The organism is Phytobacter sp. RSE-02, assembly GCF_040578655.1.
GTDB classification, from domain to species: domain Bacteria; phylum Pseudomonadota; class Gammaproteobacteria; order Enterobacterales; family Enterobacteriaceae; genus Phytobacter; species Phytobacter diazotrophicus.
The window spans coordinates 298115-313052 of sequence record NZ_JBEULY010000005.1 but is presented as its reverse complement, the minus strand read 5'-3'; the positions used below and the strand labels follow the sequence as shown (position 1 = coordinate 313052).

Here is a 14938-nt window from a genome sequence, read left to right as displayed (position 1 = left end):
TGCTGTGCAAATCGGATGCGATGGGGTGTGGTGACGTTTTATTTTGTGAATTTATGGTTTGATGGGTTTTTATATTGTGACGCCGATGGGGGGTATCGTCCCGGTCAGCGCAGCGCCGCCAGGGAATATACTGGAAGGCGGCGTAAACGCTACGCAGGAAGAGACTCAGCGATTCCCCGCCCAGACCACCATCACTTTGTCGCCGTTGTGCTCGCGCACGAAGCCGTATCCTTGTGGCAGGCTAAGCGTTGTCTGCTTACCCGCCCCCAGTGCCGGGTGACGCGCGCGGAATTGCCCCAGCGTTTGCCAGTGTTGCAGGGTTGGCGCCGCCTTGCCGTTGATGTCCTGCCAGTTCATGTCCGAACGTGTCCCCTGTAGCGGGTCGGAGCCGGTCGGCCCGAAAGGCCGGCTGGTTTCATCGCCATAAAAAATCTGTACTGCCCCCGGCGCCAGCATCAGCAACTCTGCCGCTTCCTGGCCGCCGTCGCGGAACAGACGCGTGTCATGGGAAGAGAGATAGCTCAGCGCGTTAAAGCCCTGCAGCTTTTCTGCCATCTGCTGCCAGACGAGATCCATATTCGCCAGGCATTTCACCGCACCCGCGGCCTGTTCCTGATAATCAAAATTGATCATCGCGTCGAAGCCATGGTTGTAATAATCGCTGCGCATGACACCGTGCCCCCAGGATTCTCCGGTCATCCAGAATGGCGCGTCGTCGAGTTTTTTCTGCGGGTTCGCTTTTTTCCATTCGGCCAGCGCGTCGATGGCCTGGGTTTTCAACTGCTTCCAGGCAGCGAGTTCGACATGCTTGGCGGTATCGACCCTGAAACCGTCGATGCCGTAATCACGCACCCACTGACTTAGCCAGTGGGTCAGGTAATCTCGCGGCGTGTAGCCAGAGATCTCTCGTGCGGCAGTATCGGGTTTATGACGATAAAAGTTCGGTAATCCTGACGGCGTGGTGGATTCGGTTTTCAGATCCGGCAGAAAGGCCAGCGACATGGTCAGGTCATCGAAACCGGGGTTGTCGTAGTCGCCAATGTCGGTGCGGATCCACTTTTTGCCCCACCAGTTCTCCCAGGCCGCTTTATCGCTGAAATTAATAAAGTCGTTAAAGCTGTGCCAGCTTTGCCCTGGGCCTGGCCGCCAGTCTGTCCAGCGCTCGCCGAGCACTTTTTTGCGCTCTTCACCCTGAACATACAGCGCGCCGAACTGAAATTCCTGCATATCTGCCAGCGTCGCGTAGCCGGTGTGGTTCATCACCACGTCAAAAAGGATACGGATACCGCGCTTATGGGCTTCATCGACCAGAGTACGTAAATCCGCTTCGTTGCCCATGTTGGCGTCCAGACGGGTCCAGTCCTGCGTGTAGTAGCCATGGTAGGCGTAATGCGGAAAATCGCCTTTTGTTCCACCGCCTACCCAGCCGTGGATTTGCTCAAGCGGTGAGCTGATCCACAGGGCGTTGACGCCAAGCTGCTGCAGGTAGTCGAGTTTGCTGGTAAGCCCCTTCAGATCCCCGCCGTGAAAGGTGCCAATCTCCTGCATCCCGTCTTTATGGCGTCCATAGCTGTTGTCATTCGACGGATCGCCGTTGACGAAGCGGTCAGTCAGCACGAAATAGACCGTTGCGTTTTGCCAGCTAAAAGGGGCAGGGGCGATGGTTTCAGCGCGTTCGAGCAATAGCAGGCCGCCGCTACCGTTAGCCGGTTGTAACGTTATCTTGCCGTTTTGCACCATCGCTGTTTTCTGGCTGTAGAAATCGCGCACCGTGCTCCCTTCCGGGAATGTCTTGCTGACATCCAGCGTCAGGGCTTTACCGTCCCAGGTGGGGCACTGGCGCACGACATTAACGGCCTGGGTGACGGCTTCGCTTTTTACCGTCAGCATTAGCGTTGGCGTGCCGGAGCGGGTATCGAGTTGAATCTGATAATTCCCTTCACGGAAAACGCGCCACTGGGGGGCATCGCCTGTGCAGGGTTTAAGGGAGAGCATCTGGTTGAGTTTGATGTCGGCGGCAGGCTGCCAGCATTGCTGATCAAGGTGCAGCGTCAGCGGGTATGACCCTTTCTGTAATGTGCTGTTGCTACGCCAGACTCCGGTACCATCATCGGAAAAGGCAGAGAGACCGGGAGCCGACCAGTTAGCGCTGGCGAAGGCCGGTATAAGCAGGAGAAAAAGGGCACTGTATTTCATCTGATCCTTCCCGAGGCATCCGTTTTTACCATTGTGTCATCAGCCCGGCGCGGGCAACTCATCCCGCGAACGCAATCGCCAGGGTGGAGAGCGCCGGGTGAGTGATCGTGCGCAAATTTTGCGCAGAATTTGCGATAACCGCCACAAATCTATGCTGTTGTTTTCGCGACGTAGCAGGTTTGAGATGACAGGCTTTCGGAATTGGATTATTTCTGTACGTGCCCTGAAGCGCTATTTTTGATATGATTTGAGATTCAGCTCTCAAAATTGTGTAAAAAATAAGGTGTTGGAATGTTTATATCCGACCAGGAGACTTAATGATATCGACTCCCTTGCGACGACTAGGGGCTACGATACTCATGTTACTCACCATCGCATTTTCAGGTGAGGTGCTTGCGCAGACGCACAGCAAAACAGCGAGTCACAAAGCCCCAATCTCAAAGACGACCGGTACAAAACAGGCAAGCAGTAAACAAGAGTATTCTCGCAATAGTGTAAATAGCAGTTCACTTCCTGACTTGCGAAAATACCCTTCCGGAGCACCAAGAAAGAAAGCGTTTCTCCGGACGGTCATGCCTTATATTACCAGTCAAAATGCAGCGATTACCGCTGACCGTAACTGGCTGATGTCACGTCAATATAGCCAACAATGGTCGACGGCTGACCGTACACGCTTGAAGGATATCGCCAAACGCTACAAGGTGAGCTGGTCTGGCAATACCCGCCGTATTCCGTGGAATGCGTTGATGGAACGCGTGGATATCATTCCGGACAGCATGGTCGCGACTATGGCGGCGGCGGAAAGCGGCTGGGGTACTTCAAAACTGGCGCGTACCAACAACAACCTGTTCGGCATGAAATGCGGGAAAGGCAGTTGTAAAAACGGTCCAGGCAAAGTGAAAGGTTATTCGCACTTTGAATCGGTGAAAGAGTCCGTGGATGCTTATGTGGTGAATCTGAACACTCACCCGGCTTATGCTTCTTTCCGTAAGTCCCGTGCGCAGTTGCGTAAAGCGGACCAGGAAGTGACAGCCAGCAACATGATTCATAAGCTGAAAGGCTACTCAACGAAGGGCGCGAGCTATAACAACTATCTGTTTGCCATGTATCAGGACAACCAGCAGCTCATCGCCTCGCACATGTAATAGTCACCTGTCATCGCATAACGCCTTCCACCCGGAAGGCGTTTTTCTTTTCTGAATACTCTGTTCCTGAGTACCCCGTTAAATCAGTGTCTCACCGTAGCGTTCACGGTAATCCTTCGGCGTGCTGTCGTACTCTTTGCGAAACACCGAATAGAAATATTGCAGTGACGGATAGCCACACATCTGCGAAATTTCGTTGATGGAAAGAGAAGTGGAAACCAGCAGGCTGCGTGCTTTTTCCAGTTTTTCCGCGTGGATCACCGCATGGATGGTTTCGCCCACTTCCTCTTTAAAGCGCTTTTCCAGATTCGAACGTGAAATCCCGACGGCATCCAGCACTTGCTCTACTTTGATCCCCTTACAGGCGTGATTACGGATGTAATGCATCGCCTGAATGACCGCCGGGTCATTCAGGGAGCGGTAATCCGTTGAGCGTCGCGCCACCACGCGTACTGGTGGAACCAGCAGACGCTGCAGTGGCATCGGCTCGTTGTCCAGCAGGCGATGCAGCAGTTTCGCCGCCTGATAGCCCATCTGCCGGGTTCCCTGCGCAACCGACGAGAGCGCCACGCGTGACAGGTAGCGAGTCAGCTCTTCGTTGTCGATGCCAATCACGCAGAGTTTCTCCGGCACCGGAATATGCAGATGGTCGCATACCTGGAGCACGTGACGGGCGCGGGCATCGGTAACGGCAATAATGCCCGTCTGCGGTGGCAGCGTTTGTAGCCAGTCCGCCAGCCGATTTTGGGCGTGCTGCCAGTTCTCAGGCGCAGTGGTCAGCCCCTGATAGACCACCCCGCGGTATTTCTCCTGTGCGACCAACTGACAAAACGCATGCTCTCGCTCAACGGCCCAACGTTTACCGCTGGAGGTGGGCAGACCATAGAACGCAAAACGGTGCACCCCTTTCTCTTTGAGATGCAAAAAGGCTTGCTCGACCAGGGCAAAGTTATCGGTGGCGATGTAGTGCACCGGCGGGTAGTTTTCCGGTGCGTGATAGGAGCCGCCGACGCCGACAATCGGTACGTCGACATCGGCCAGCAGGCGCTCAATTTCAGGATCGTCATAGTCGGCAATGACGCCATCGCCGAGCCACTCTTTGATGTTTTCGATGCGGGTACGGAAATCTTCCTCGATGAAGATATCCCACTCAGATTGTGACGCCTGCAAATATTCACCAACTCCTTCAACCACCTGGCGGTCATAGGCTTTGTTGGCATTGAATAACAACGTAATGCGGTGGCGTTTCTCGAACATATCGGTTCCGTCGCTGGTTAATCATTAATTCTGATTATCATATTCGGCACACTGCCGGAGAAAAATCTTCCGGCAGTGTGATCGCTCCTGGTTTCACGCCCGACGTTTGGTGGCGGAGTCCATCCATACCGCCAACAGCAAAATGGCTCCTTTCACGATGTACTGCCAGAACGTGGGCACATCCATCATGCTCATGCCGTTATCCAGTGACGCCATGATAAATGCCCCCATCACCGCGCCCGCCACGCTACCAATCCCGCCCGCGAGGCTGGTGCCGCCGATAACGCAGGCGGCGATAGCGTCCAGTTCAGCAATGTTGCCCGCCGAGGGTGAACCCGCACCCAGACGTGAGCTGAGAATCAGCCCGGCAATCGCTACCATCAAGCCGTTGATGGCGAACACCGCCAGCTTGGTGCGCTCCACGTTGATCCCGGACAGGCGTGCGGCCTCCAGGTTACCACCGATAGCGTAGATACGACGACCAAACGCGGTACGCGTAGCCATAAACATCCCCGCCAGCAGCAGGAAGACGAGCAGCAATACCGGCGTCGGGACACCGCGATAATCATTGAGCAGCCAAATGGCACCGAGCACCAGCACGGCGATGAGCGACTGGCGACCCACGACAGAGGTGGATGCGGTGGTGGTCAGCCCCATCGCCTGGCGGCGCAGTCGTCCACGCCACTGCCACAGAATGAAGGCGACAAGCCCCAGCGCACCCACGCCGAAACCGACACCATCAGGCAGATAACTTTGCCCGATTTGCGACATGGCAGCGCTGGTGGGTGAGACGGTTGTGCCATTGGTGATGCCAATCAGCACGCCGCGAAACGCCAGCATCCCCGCAAGGGTGACGATAAACGACGGCACCTTACGGTAGGCGACCCACCAGCCGTTCCAGGCACCTAACAGTAATCCCAGTACCAGCGTGACCACAATGGTCAGCGGTAAAGGCCAGCCCAGCCAGACGTCGAAAATCGCCGCCGCGCCGCCCAGCAGACCCATCATCGAGCCCACGGAGAGGTCGATTTCCGCCGAGATAATGACGAACACCATGCCCACCGCCAGGATGCCAGTAATGGCCGTCTGGCGCAGCAGGTTTGAGACGTTACGCGCGCTCAGATAAGCGCCGTCGGTCATCCAGGTAAAGAACAGCATGATCACAGCGATGGCTGCAATCATGACAAAGACCTGGAAATTCAGAGACTTCAATCCTTTGAAGGCACCCGGTACCGGGGCGGATAGTTTCATTTCAGACGGGTTGCTTTTCGACATGATGTTCGCTCCTCAGCGCCGCTTCCATGACCTGCTCCTGGGTCAGTTGATGATTAATTAGGTCGGCTTTTAGCTTGCCTTCATGCATCACCAGTACCCGATCGCTGAGCCCCAGCACTTCGGGCAATTCGGAAGAGATGACAATAACGGCAATCCCCTGCTGTACCAGTTGATTGATTAATTTATAAATTTCGTATTTCGCGCCGATATCAATCCCGCGCGTCGGTTCGTCGAGGATCAGAATGCGCGGGTTGAGCAGCAGGCAGCGGGCAAGAATGGCTTTTTGCTGATTCCCACCGCTCAGGCGACCAATCGCCAGGTCGGGGGAGGAGGTTTTCACTTTTAGACGTTGCAGCGACTGCAAAATGCAATGCTGCTCTGCTGCATCGTCCAGGCTACTCAGCGTGCCGGAAAACTGGTCCAGCGCCGCGAGGGTGATGTTTTTACCGACGGCCATCACGGGGACGATGCCATCTTTTTTGCGGTCTTCTGGCACCATCGCGATACCACTGGCAATCGCCTGCTGGCAGTTATGGATGTGCACCTGTTTGCCATCAAGGAAAATATTGCCTTCCCAACGTCCCGGCCAGACGCCAAACAGGCACTGTACCGCTTCGGTTCGCCCGGCGCCCACCAGCCCGGCAATACCCAAAATTTCGCCACGTTTAAGGGAGAAAGAGACGTCATTGACTCGCTTGATGTGTTTGTTGACCGGATGCCAGGCGGTTAAATGCTCAACACGTAAGATCTCATCGCCGGTGGTGTGCGGTTCGTTGGGGTAGAGCGCGGTGAGTTCGCGGCCCACCATCATGGTGATGATGTCGTCTTCGCTCATCCCGGTGGCATCGCGTGTGCCGATATGCTGACCATCGCGGATCACGCAGATGATGTCAGAAATAGCCTTCACCTCGTTGAGTTTGTGCGAGATATAAATACAGGCGATACCGTGGTTTTGTAGATCGCGAATGATATCCAGTAAGACGGCCGTTTCCTGCTCGGTGAGTGAGGCGGTCGGCTCATCAAGAATAAGCAGACGGACCTGCTTATTCAGCGCTTTGGCGATTTCTACCAGTTGCTGTTGCCCAAGCCCGAGATCGCCGACACGGGTATTGGGGGAAATTGTCAGACTGACCTGGGCGAGCAGCTTTTCGCAGCGCAGCGTCATGGTGTCGTAGTCCATCACGCCGTGATGGGTGATCTCGGTGCCAAGAAAGATGTTTTCCAGCACCGTCAGGTGCTTAACCAGCGCCAGTTCCTGATGGATTATCGCAATGCCTTTACGCTCGGTATCACGGATATGCCCGGCCTGTAGGGTTTCGCCAGCAAAAACAATTTCGCCGTCATAGCTGCCCCAGGGATAGATGCCGCACAGTACTTTCATCAGCGTGGATTTGCCGGAGCCGTTTTCACCGCAAAGGGATAACACTTCGCCTGCATTGAGCCGCAGACTCACGTTATCAACGGCCTTGACTGCGCCAAAGGCCTTGGTGATGTTCTTCATTTCAAGTAAATAAGGCATAACTGCTCCACGTAATTCGAGGTATTCACAGTGCCTGAAGACATGTTCCGGCGTGCCTCCTGTCGGGAGACACGCCGCGAGGCTTAGAGCTGATCTTTCTGATGGAACCCGTCTTTGATAACCGTGGCGTCGATGTTGTCTTTGGTGACTTCAATCGGCGTCAGCAGACGGGCGGGGACGTCTTTCAGACCGTTATTGAGGGTGGAGTCCGCTTTTGGCTGTTTGCCATTACCGAGCTCAACGGCGATTTCTGCGGCCGTGTTAGCCAGTTGGGTGATGGGCTTATAGACCGTCATGGTCTGGCTGCCGTTAATCAGGCGTTTAATCCCGGCGAGGTCGGCATCCTGGCCTGAAATGACGACTTTGCCTGCCAGGCCTTGAGCGCTCAGCGCCTGAATTGCGCCGCCTGCGGTCGCATCGTTAGACGCCACGACAGCGTCGATTTTGTTGTTGTTCGCCGTGAGGGCGTTTTCCATGATTTTCAGCGCATTTTCAGGCAGCCAGCCGTCGACCCACTGATCGCCGACAATTTTAATCTTGCCGCTATCAATGTACGGTTTTAATACTTTCATTTGGCCTGCGCGGAACAACTTAGCGTTATTATCAACGGGCGAACCGCCCATCAAAAAGTAATTGCCCTGAGGCACTTTGCTGACCAGGCTTTGCGCCTGCAATTCACCAACCTTTTCATTGTCGAAGGAAATATAAAAATCAATGTCGGCATTATTGATCATACGGTCATAAGCCAACACTTTAATCCCTTCTTGTTTGGCCTCTTTTACAACATTACTTAATACCTGACCGTTGTAGGGAATAATAACCAGAACATCAACGCCGCGGTTGATCATATTTTCGATTTGCGACATCTGGGTTTCTTCATTACCGTTAGCCGACTGGACAAAAACCGTGGCACCCAGCGATTCGGCTTTTTTCACGAAAATATCACGGTCTTTCTGCCAGCGTTCGAGGCGTAAGTCATCAATCGCCATACCGATTTTTACTTCTTTTGCGTGACCCGCCATGCTGGCGAGCAGCAAAGAAGCACACAAAGTAAGGCAAAGGTTCTTTATCTTCATAATAGTAATACCTTTTTGTAGGGTGACGAAGCGAGATAAAAGAAACATGCACTGCGATGAACGTTGCAAATTTTTAACGTGTAAACGGTGGCTGGCAATTCCTGGTTTTTATCCCGGCGTTATGTTTTTTGGTTTATTTGTGGAAATTTGACCGTGATCTGATTTTAAAATAAGCGGAAACGGTTTTGCAGGCGGCGGCAATTAAGCAAACGGCCTGGTTATGGCTTATTTTGCGAGGTGGCGCACATTTGCGTATTCTCTTAATGTCAGTGTGAAATAACGTAATTGAGCAAGGCGAGGAGAGAATCCAGTATTACCTGGAAAATGAATCTTTGCCGACACCTGATTATGGAGCTCATTATGCATGCTTATTTCGACCAGCTCGAACGTGTTCGTTATGAAGGCCCGAAAACAACCAACCCTTTAGCGTTTCGTCATTACAACCCGGACGAGTTAGTGCTGGGTAAGCGAATGGAAGATCACCTGCGCTTTGCCGCCTGCTACTGGCATACATTCTGCTGGAACGGTGCGGATATGTTTGGTGTGGGATCATTCGACAGACCGTGGCAACAGCCGGGCGACGCGCTGGCGCTGGCGGAGCGCAAAGCGGATGTAGCGTTTGAATTCTTCCACAAACTGAATGTGCCTTACTACTGCTTCCACGATGTCGATGTCTCGCCGGAAGGGGCTTCGCTGAAAGAGTACCTGAATAACTTTGCCCACATGGTGGATGTGCTGGCGCAAAAACAGCAGCAGAGCGGCGTGAAACTGCTGTGGGGTACCGCCAACTGCTTTACTAACCCGCGCTATGGCGCAGGGGCTGCCACTAACCCGGATCCCGAAGTATTTAGCTGGGCTGCGACCCAGGTCGTCACCGCGATGAACGCAACTCATCAGTTGGGTGGCGAAAACTACGTGCTGTGGGGCGGTCGTGAAGGGTATGAAACCCTGCTCAATACCGATCTGCGTCAGGAGCGCGAGCAGATTGGCCGCTTCATGCAGATGGTTGTCGAACACAAACATAAAATCGGCTTCCGTGGCACGCTGCTGATTGAGCCAAAACCGCAGGAACCGACCAAACATCAATACGATTATGATGTGGCAACGGTGTATGGCTTCCTCAAACAGTTCGGTCTGGAAAAAGAGATTAAAGTGAACATCGAGGCGAACCACGCCACGCTGGCCGGCCACTCTTTCCACCATGAAATTGCCTCTGCCATCGCGCTGGGTATCTTCGGTTCTGTCGATGCTAACCGCGGCGACGCGCAACTGGGTTGGGATACAGACCAGTTCCCGAACAGCGTGGAAGAGAACGCGCTGGTGATGTATGAAATCATCAAAGCGGGCGGCTTTACCACTGGCGGCCTGAACTTTGACGCCAAAGTGCGTCGTCAGAGCACCGACAAATACGATCTGTTCTATGGCCACATTGGCGCAATGGACACCATGGCGCTGGCGCTGAAAGTGGCCGCGCGGATGAGTGAAGACGGTGAGCTGGATAAACGCGTCGCGAAACGCTATGCCGGCTGGAATGGTGAACTTGGCCAGCAAATTCTGCAGGGCCAGCTAACGCTTGCTGAACTGGCGAAGTACGCTGAACAGCAAAACCTGGCGCCGCGCCATCAGAGCGGGCATCAGGAACTGTTGGAAAATCTGGTAAACCATTACCTGTTCGACAAGTAACCGGCGCTGGCCTGCATTCGGGCCTGCACACCGACCAGGCCCGGAACGCGTTGCGTTACCGGGCAGGTTTTTTTAAGGAGCCATCTATGTATATCGGGGTTGATCTTGGCACATCAGGGGTAAAAGCAATTTTGCTCAGTGAGCAGGGCACCGTACTGGCCTCACAAACGGAAAAGTTAACGGTGTCGCGCCCGCGCCCTTTGTGGTCGGAGCAGGACCCGTTGCACTGGTGGCAGGCCACGGACCGGGCAATTCGCGCCCTCGGCGAACAGCATTCATTACAGCAGGTGAAGGCCATTGGCCTGGCCGGGCAGATGCACGGCGCCACGCTGCTTGATAACGAAAATCAGGTACTTCGTCCGGCCATTCTGTGGAATGACGGGCGCTGCGCCGAAGAGTGTGCGTTGCTGGAAGCGCAGGTAAAAAACGCACGGGCGATAACCGGCAACCTGATGATGCCGGGGTTCACCGCGCCAAAATTACTATGGGTGAAGCGCCACGAACCTGACGTGTTTGCCCGCGTGGCGAAAGTCCTGCTGCCGAAAGATTATCTGCGCTGGCAAATGACCGGACAGTACGCCAGCGATATGTCGGACTCCGCAGGAACGATGTGGCTGGATGTGGCAAAACGCGACTGGAGTGATGAGATGCTCGCCGCCTGCGCGCTGACCCGCGACCATATGCCTGCCTTGTTCGAAGGCAGCGACATCACAGGCACTTTGCTGCCGGAGGTGGCAGCGCGCTGGGGCATGGCACAGGTTGCCGTCGTCGCAGGTGGCGGCGATAACGCGGCGGGTGCCGTCGGCGTTGGCATGGCGGACGCCGGGCAGGCGATGCTCTCCCTGGGAACGTCCGGCGTCTATTTTGCGGTCAGCGAAGGTTTCCTCAGCAATCCCGAAAGCGCGGTGCACAGTTTCTGCCATGCACTACCGGGACGCTGGCATCTGATGTCGGTCATGCTGAGTGCCGCCTCTTGCCTGGACTGGGCCGCGAAGCTGGCCCGGCTGGATTCTGTACAGGCGCTGATTGCTGCAGCGGAACAGGCGGATGACAGCGCGGGCGATCTCTGGTTCTTACCCTATCTTTCCGGCGAGCGTACGCCGCATAATAACCCGGAAGCCAAAGGCGTGTTCTTTGGCCTGACCCATCAGCACGGGCCAAATGAACTGGCGAAATCGGTGCTCGAAGGGGTGGGCTATGCGCTGGCCGACGGGATGGATGTGGTGCACGCCTGCGGCGTGAAGCCGCAAAGCATCACGCTTATCGGCGGTGGGGCGCGCAGCAGCTACTGGCGACAGATGCTGGCGGACATCAGCGGGCAGCAGCTTGATTACCGCACGGGGGGCGATGTCGGCCCGGCTTTAGGCGCGGCACGTCTGGCGCAAATTGCCGCCAACCCGGATGTCCCGGTGACTCGCCTGTTGCCACAACTGCCGATTGAACAGCAGCACCAGCCGGATGCCGCGCGTCATGCGTTGTATCAACCGCGGCGCGAAACCTTCCGGCGTATTTATCAGCAGCTTTTACCGCTGATGTCGTAACGTCTGCGTCCTCCCCGTTTTGGCGGGGAGGATGTTCGTCTGTAATCAACCTGATGATGTCCTTTTTTGGTCTTAGCACCTTGCCCGTTCCTTGCCAGAATAGCCCTACACCCACTGCGTAAGGAGTCCCAAAATGTCACGTACCGCCCTTATCAATATCGATACTCAGAACTCTTTCCTGCATCGCGATAGCTGGCAGGAAGACAATTTTCCCGCTTTTCGCGACGCCATGTTGAAACTGATTGCCGGCTGTATTGCGCGGGATGTGCCGGTGGTAGACATTTTTCATGTCGCTGACGGCGGGCCGTTCGCGCTGGAAAGTGGTTATGTCGCGCCAATGGCCTTTTTGCAACATCAGCCTGCGGTGACTTTCTACAAGCATGTGCATAATGCCTTTACTGATACCGGGCTGGATCACTGGCTGCGTAAACAGGATATTAATCATGTCATTATTTGCGGGATGCGCACCGAACAGTGCTGCGAAACGACGGCCCGCGTGGCGTCAGATCTTGGCTACAGAGTGACCTTTGTCAGTGAAGCGACGTTAACCTTCCCGATGACGCATAAAGGGATTACGCTGGACTGCGACGCGCTGCGTCATCGTACGGAAACGGTGCTCGAAGGCCGTTTCGCCACCGTGAAAACTGTCAGTGAAACTCTGGGATCCCTATGACCACCGATGTCTGGTTCGTGATGTTGCCGGGCGTGCTGGCGCTGGATATGACCGGCCCGGCAGAAACCTTCTCCCTGGCGGGTGAGGCCTTTCGCTTGCATTACATTGGACCGGACGCAGAGGTGCCGACCTCTATCGGCCTGACGATGGGCAATATTGCGCCGCTGCCGGACAGCCTGCCGGAAGGCAGCCTGCTGGTATTGCCCGGCGTTCATCAGTCCGCACACTATTTTGCCACGCCCCAGGCTGATACCGTCCGCCACTGGCTGATGCGTATGCAACCGCTGATCCACAGCCAGAAGGTGCTGCTGATGTGTGTCTGTTCCGGCTCGCTATTAGCGGCAAAAGCAGGGCTGATGACGGGGATTCAGTGCACCACGCACCACGATGTGATTGCTCGGCTGAAGGCTGCGGCACCCGCCGCACTGGTCAAAGAGAACCGGATTTTCATTGAAGACAGAGGGATCTGGACCAGTGCAGGGATCACCTCCGGTATTGACCTGACGCTGCACATTATTCACCGGCTGTGCGGGCCGGAAACGGCGCTGGCGGTGGCCCGCGAGATGGTGGTCTGGTTCCGTCGTTCCGGAGATGATCCACAGCTCTCGCCGTGGCTGCGCTATCGCAATCATCTCCATCCGGCGGTTCACCGTGCGCAGGATGTGCTTACCGCCGAGCCGCAAAAACCCTGGCAACTGGCGGATATTGCTGAGCAGGCGCATGTGAGTCCACGGCATTTAACACGTCTGTTTCAGCAACACCTGGGCATCAGCGTGCGTGATTATCTGGAACAACTACGTCTGGCGGTGGCTGAACAGTGGCTAATACAGGGACGGGGTACGGAGCAGGCCGCGATGGCCGCCGGGTTTTCCTCACCCCGCCAGTTGCACCGCGCGCGCCAGCGCGCCGCCGGGTAACGTCACTATTGGTGTTTTCTGAAAAACTGCTCTCCCTCTCCCGCTTCGCCTCCGTGCCTTTACTATGGGTTACCAAAAACGGAGGGTGTTATTTATGGAAAAAAACGCAGTACATGTTTCTCCCGCGTTCAATATCGTGTCGTGGGTTGCCCTGATGGGGGGCGTCGCATCTTATCTGGTAGGTCTGTGGAATGCCGAGATGCAACTGAATGAGCGGGGTTATTACTTTGCGGTGCTGCTTCTGGGACTTTTTGCCGCAGCCTCCTATCAAAAAACGGTCAGAGACCGCTACGAAGGTATTCCCACCACGCAGATGTATTACTTTATGTGCCTGATAACGTTTATTCTTTCTATCGGCTTGCTGCTTGTCGGATTGTGGAATGCGACACTGCTGCTCAGTGAGAAAGGGTTTTACGGACTGGCCTTCTTTCTTAGTCTGTTTGGCATTGTCGCCGTGCAAAAAAATGTCCGTGATGGCTGGGATCAAACCGAGCCGGAAGTCGTACCCGCTGAGGTGCAGGAATAATGTCAATCGCCCGGCATTGCTGGCCGGGCTGCTCGTTTAGCTCACATAGCGCCGCGTATCAATACGCTGCAGCAGCATCGACAAGCCCAGGCTGATGAGCAGCGTAACGGTAAAAATCCACAGGATATCAAGCACGGGCCAGGCCTGAATTTCAACGCCACGGGTGCGCAGCGCATGAATGATTAGGGCATGAAAACCATAGATTCCCAGCGAGTGGCGGGAGATGATCGCCAGCCCCGGCAGCGCCCGCGCGCTAAGGGTATTTTTGACGAGGGTGAACAGCGACATGGCGCAGATAAACACCAGCGGGCCACAATAGACATACCAGGTGTCGGCGAAATTGCCCCGCCATTTCAGTTCATGCAGGGTGCCGCGAGAAATGGCGAAGGCGACGACGACAAAAACAGTCGCGCTCAGCACCGTGAGTGACTTTTTCTGCGTATCCATCATGCCTAACGCACGGCCCAGCATGCCGTACAACACGTAATAGAACGTGTCGCCATTGATATACAGATTGACGGGCAGCCATTCGAAATGGCCTATTTTTTGCGCCACCGTATTGGGGTTGGCAACAATGCCAATGACGACCATCAGCGCCAGCAGCATCTTCCCGCTCACCTGTTTTACCTGAATAAGCGGCGAGACGAGATAGATAACGATAATCGCAAAGAAAAACCACAGATGATAAAACACCGGTTTTTGTAACAGGTTTCGTAGTGATAACTCACTGTTAATTGAGGTAAATAAGACGATGTAGAGAAAGGCGATCGTGCTGTAGAACAGCAGGCATAAACCGATACGCAAAAAATGGCGCGGCTGGGCGCTGCGTTCGCCAAAAAAGAGATAACCTGAGATCATAAAAAAGAGCGGCACGCTGACGCGAGAAGCTGAATTGAGGAGATTGGCGACACCCCAGTCGAGGGTGCTCACGCTGGCCGCGTTAGTCACGTACCAGGCGGTGGTATGGATCATCACGACCATCAAACAGGCGATCCCTCGCAGATTATCAATCCAGTAAATTTTTGACGACATCTGTTCCTCAATTTTCCCGTTAAATACCCTCTGACTTACGATTTAACGCACTTTCTTTCTGGATAATTCTGAGTTTTCCTGCCCATACTTGTGATGTT

Annotated in this window: 12 protein-coding genes; 6 read left to right on the top strand and 6 right to left on the bottom strand. The window is 54.9% G+C overall.

Annotated features, from left to right (window positions below; translation table 11 throughout):
- Window positions 1-165: 165 nt before the first annotated feature.
- Window positions 166-2196, bottom strand: a complete 2031-nt coding sequence (locus tag ABU190_RS13840) for an alpha-amylase (protein ID WP_354691627.1) — start codon at window positions 2194-2196, stop codon at window positions 166-168.
- 317 nt (window positions 2197-2513) lie between these two features.
- Between ABU190_RS13840 and ABU190_RS13835 the strand changes: the two genes are divergently transcribed.
- Window positions 2514-3341 carry a protein bax gene (locus tag ABU190_RS13835; protein WP_039080168.1) on the top strand — a complete coding sequence of 276 codons (828 nt, stop codon included), beginning with the start codon at window positions 2514-2516 and terminating at the stop codon, window positions 3339-3341.
- A gap of 78 nt (window positions 3342-3419) precedes the next feature.
- On the opposite strand, the gene xylR is transcribed toward ABU190_RS13835, so the two are convergent.
- From xylR to xylF, 4 genes are all read right to left on the bottom strand, one after another.
- Window positions 3420-4598, bottom strand: a complete 1179-nt coding sequence (xylR, locus tag ABU190_RS13830; RefSeq protein WP_039080169.1) for a D-xylose utilization transcriptional activator XylR — start codon at window positions 4596-4598, stop codon at window positions 3420-3422.
- Between the two features lie 93 nt (window positions 4599-4691).
- The gene (xylH, locus tag ABU190_RS13825) at window positions 4692-5873 is read right to left on the bottom strand and encodes a xylose ABC transporter permease XylH (RefSeq protein ID WP_039080170.1); all 1182 of its coding nucleotides are present in this window, start codon (window positions 5871-5873) and stop codon (window positions 4692-4694) included.
- On the bottom strand, window positions 5851-7392 hold the full coding sequence (locus ABU190_RS13820) for a xylose ABC transporter ATP-binding protein (protein ID WP_039080171.1): 1542 nt from the start codon (window positions 7390-7392) through the stop codon (window positions 5851-5853). The genes xylH and ABU190_RS13820 overlap by 23 nt, the downstream gene beginning before the upstream one ends.
- An 83-nt stretch (window positions 7393-7475) precedes the next feature.
- Complete coding sequence (gene xylF, locus ABU190_RS13815) at window positions 7476-8468, bottom strand: D-xylose ABC transporter substrate-binding protein (RefSeq protein ID WP_039080172.1); 993 nt, start codon at window positions 8466-8468, stop codon at window positions 7476-7478.
- Between the two features lie 360 nt (window positions 8469-8828).
- Between xylF and xylA the strand changes: the two genes are divergently transcribed.
- The 5 genes from xylA to yiaA all read left to right on the top strand — a co-directional run bounded on the left by xylA (window position 8829) and on the right by yiaA (window position 13808).
- Window positions 8829-10151 (top strand): xylose isomerase, encoded by a 1323-nt coding sequence (gene xylA, locus ABU190_RS13810; protein ID WP_039080173.1) that lies wholly within the window; start codon window positions 8829-8831, stop codon window positions 10149-10151.
- Window positions 10152-10237: 86 nt separating this feature from the next.
- On the top strand, window positions 10238-11692 hold the full coding sequence (gene xylB / locus ABU190_RS13805; protein WP_354691626.1) for a xylulokinase: 1455 nt from the start codon (window positions 10238-10240) through the stop codon (window positions 11690-11692).
- Window positions 11693-11825: 133 nt separating this feature from the next.
- The gene (locus ABU190_RS13800) at window positions 11826-12365 is read left to right on the top strand and encodes an isochorismatase family protein (protein ID WP_354691625.1); all 540 of its coding nucleotides are present in this window, start codon (window positions 11826-11828) and stop codon (window positions 12363-12365) included.
- Window positions 12362-13282, top strand: a complete 921-nt coding sequence (locus ABU190_RS13795; RefSeq protein ID WP_354691624.1) for a helix-turn-helix domain-containing protein — start codon at window positions 12362-12364, stop codon at window positions 13280-13282. Before ABU190_RS13800 ends, ABU190_RS13795 begins: the two co-directional genes overlap by 4 nt.
- 94 nt (window positions 13283-13376) lie before the next feature.
- Window positions 13377-13808 (top strand): inner membrane protein YiaA, encoded by a 432-nt coding sequence (gene yiaA / locus ABU190_RS13790; protein WP_354691623.1) that lies wholly within the window; start codon window positions 13377-13379, stop codon window positions 13806-13808.
- Window positions 13809-13844: 36 nt separating this feature from the next.
- Here the strand turns inward: yiaA and ABU190_RS13785 are convergent, their stop codons facing one another.
- The gene (locus ABU190_RS13785) at window positions 13845-14840 is read right to left on the bottom strand and encodes an acyltransferase (RefSeq protein ID WP_354691622.1); all 996 of its coding nucleotides are present in this window, start codon (window positions 14838-14840) and stop codon (window positions 13845-13847) included.
- Window positions 14841-14938: the final 98 nt, after the last annotated feature.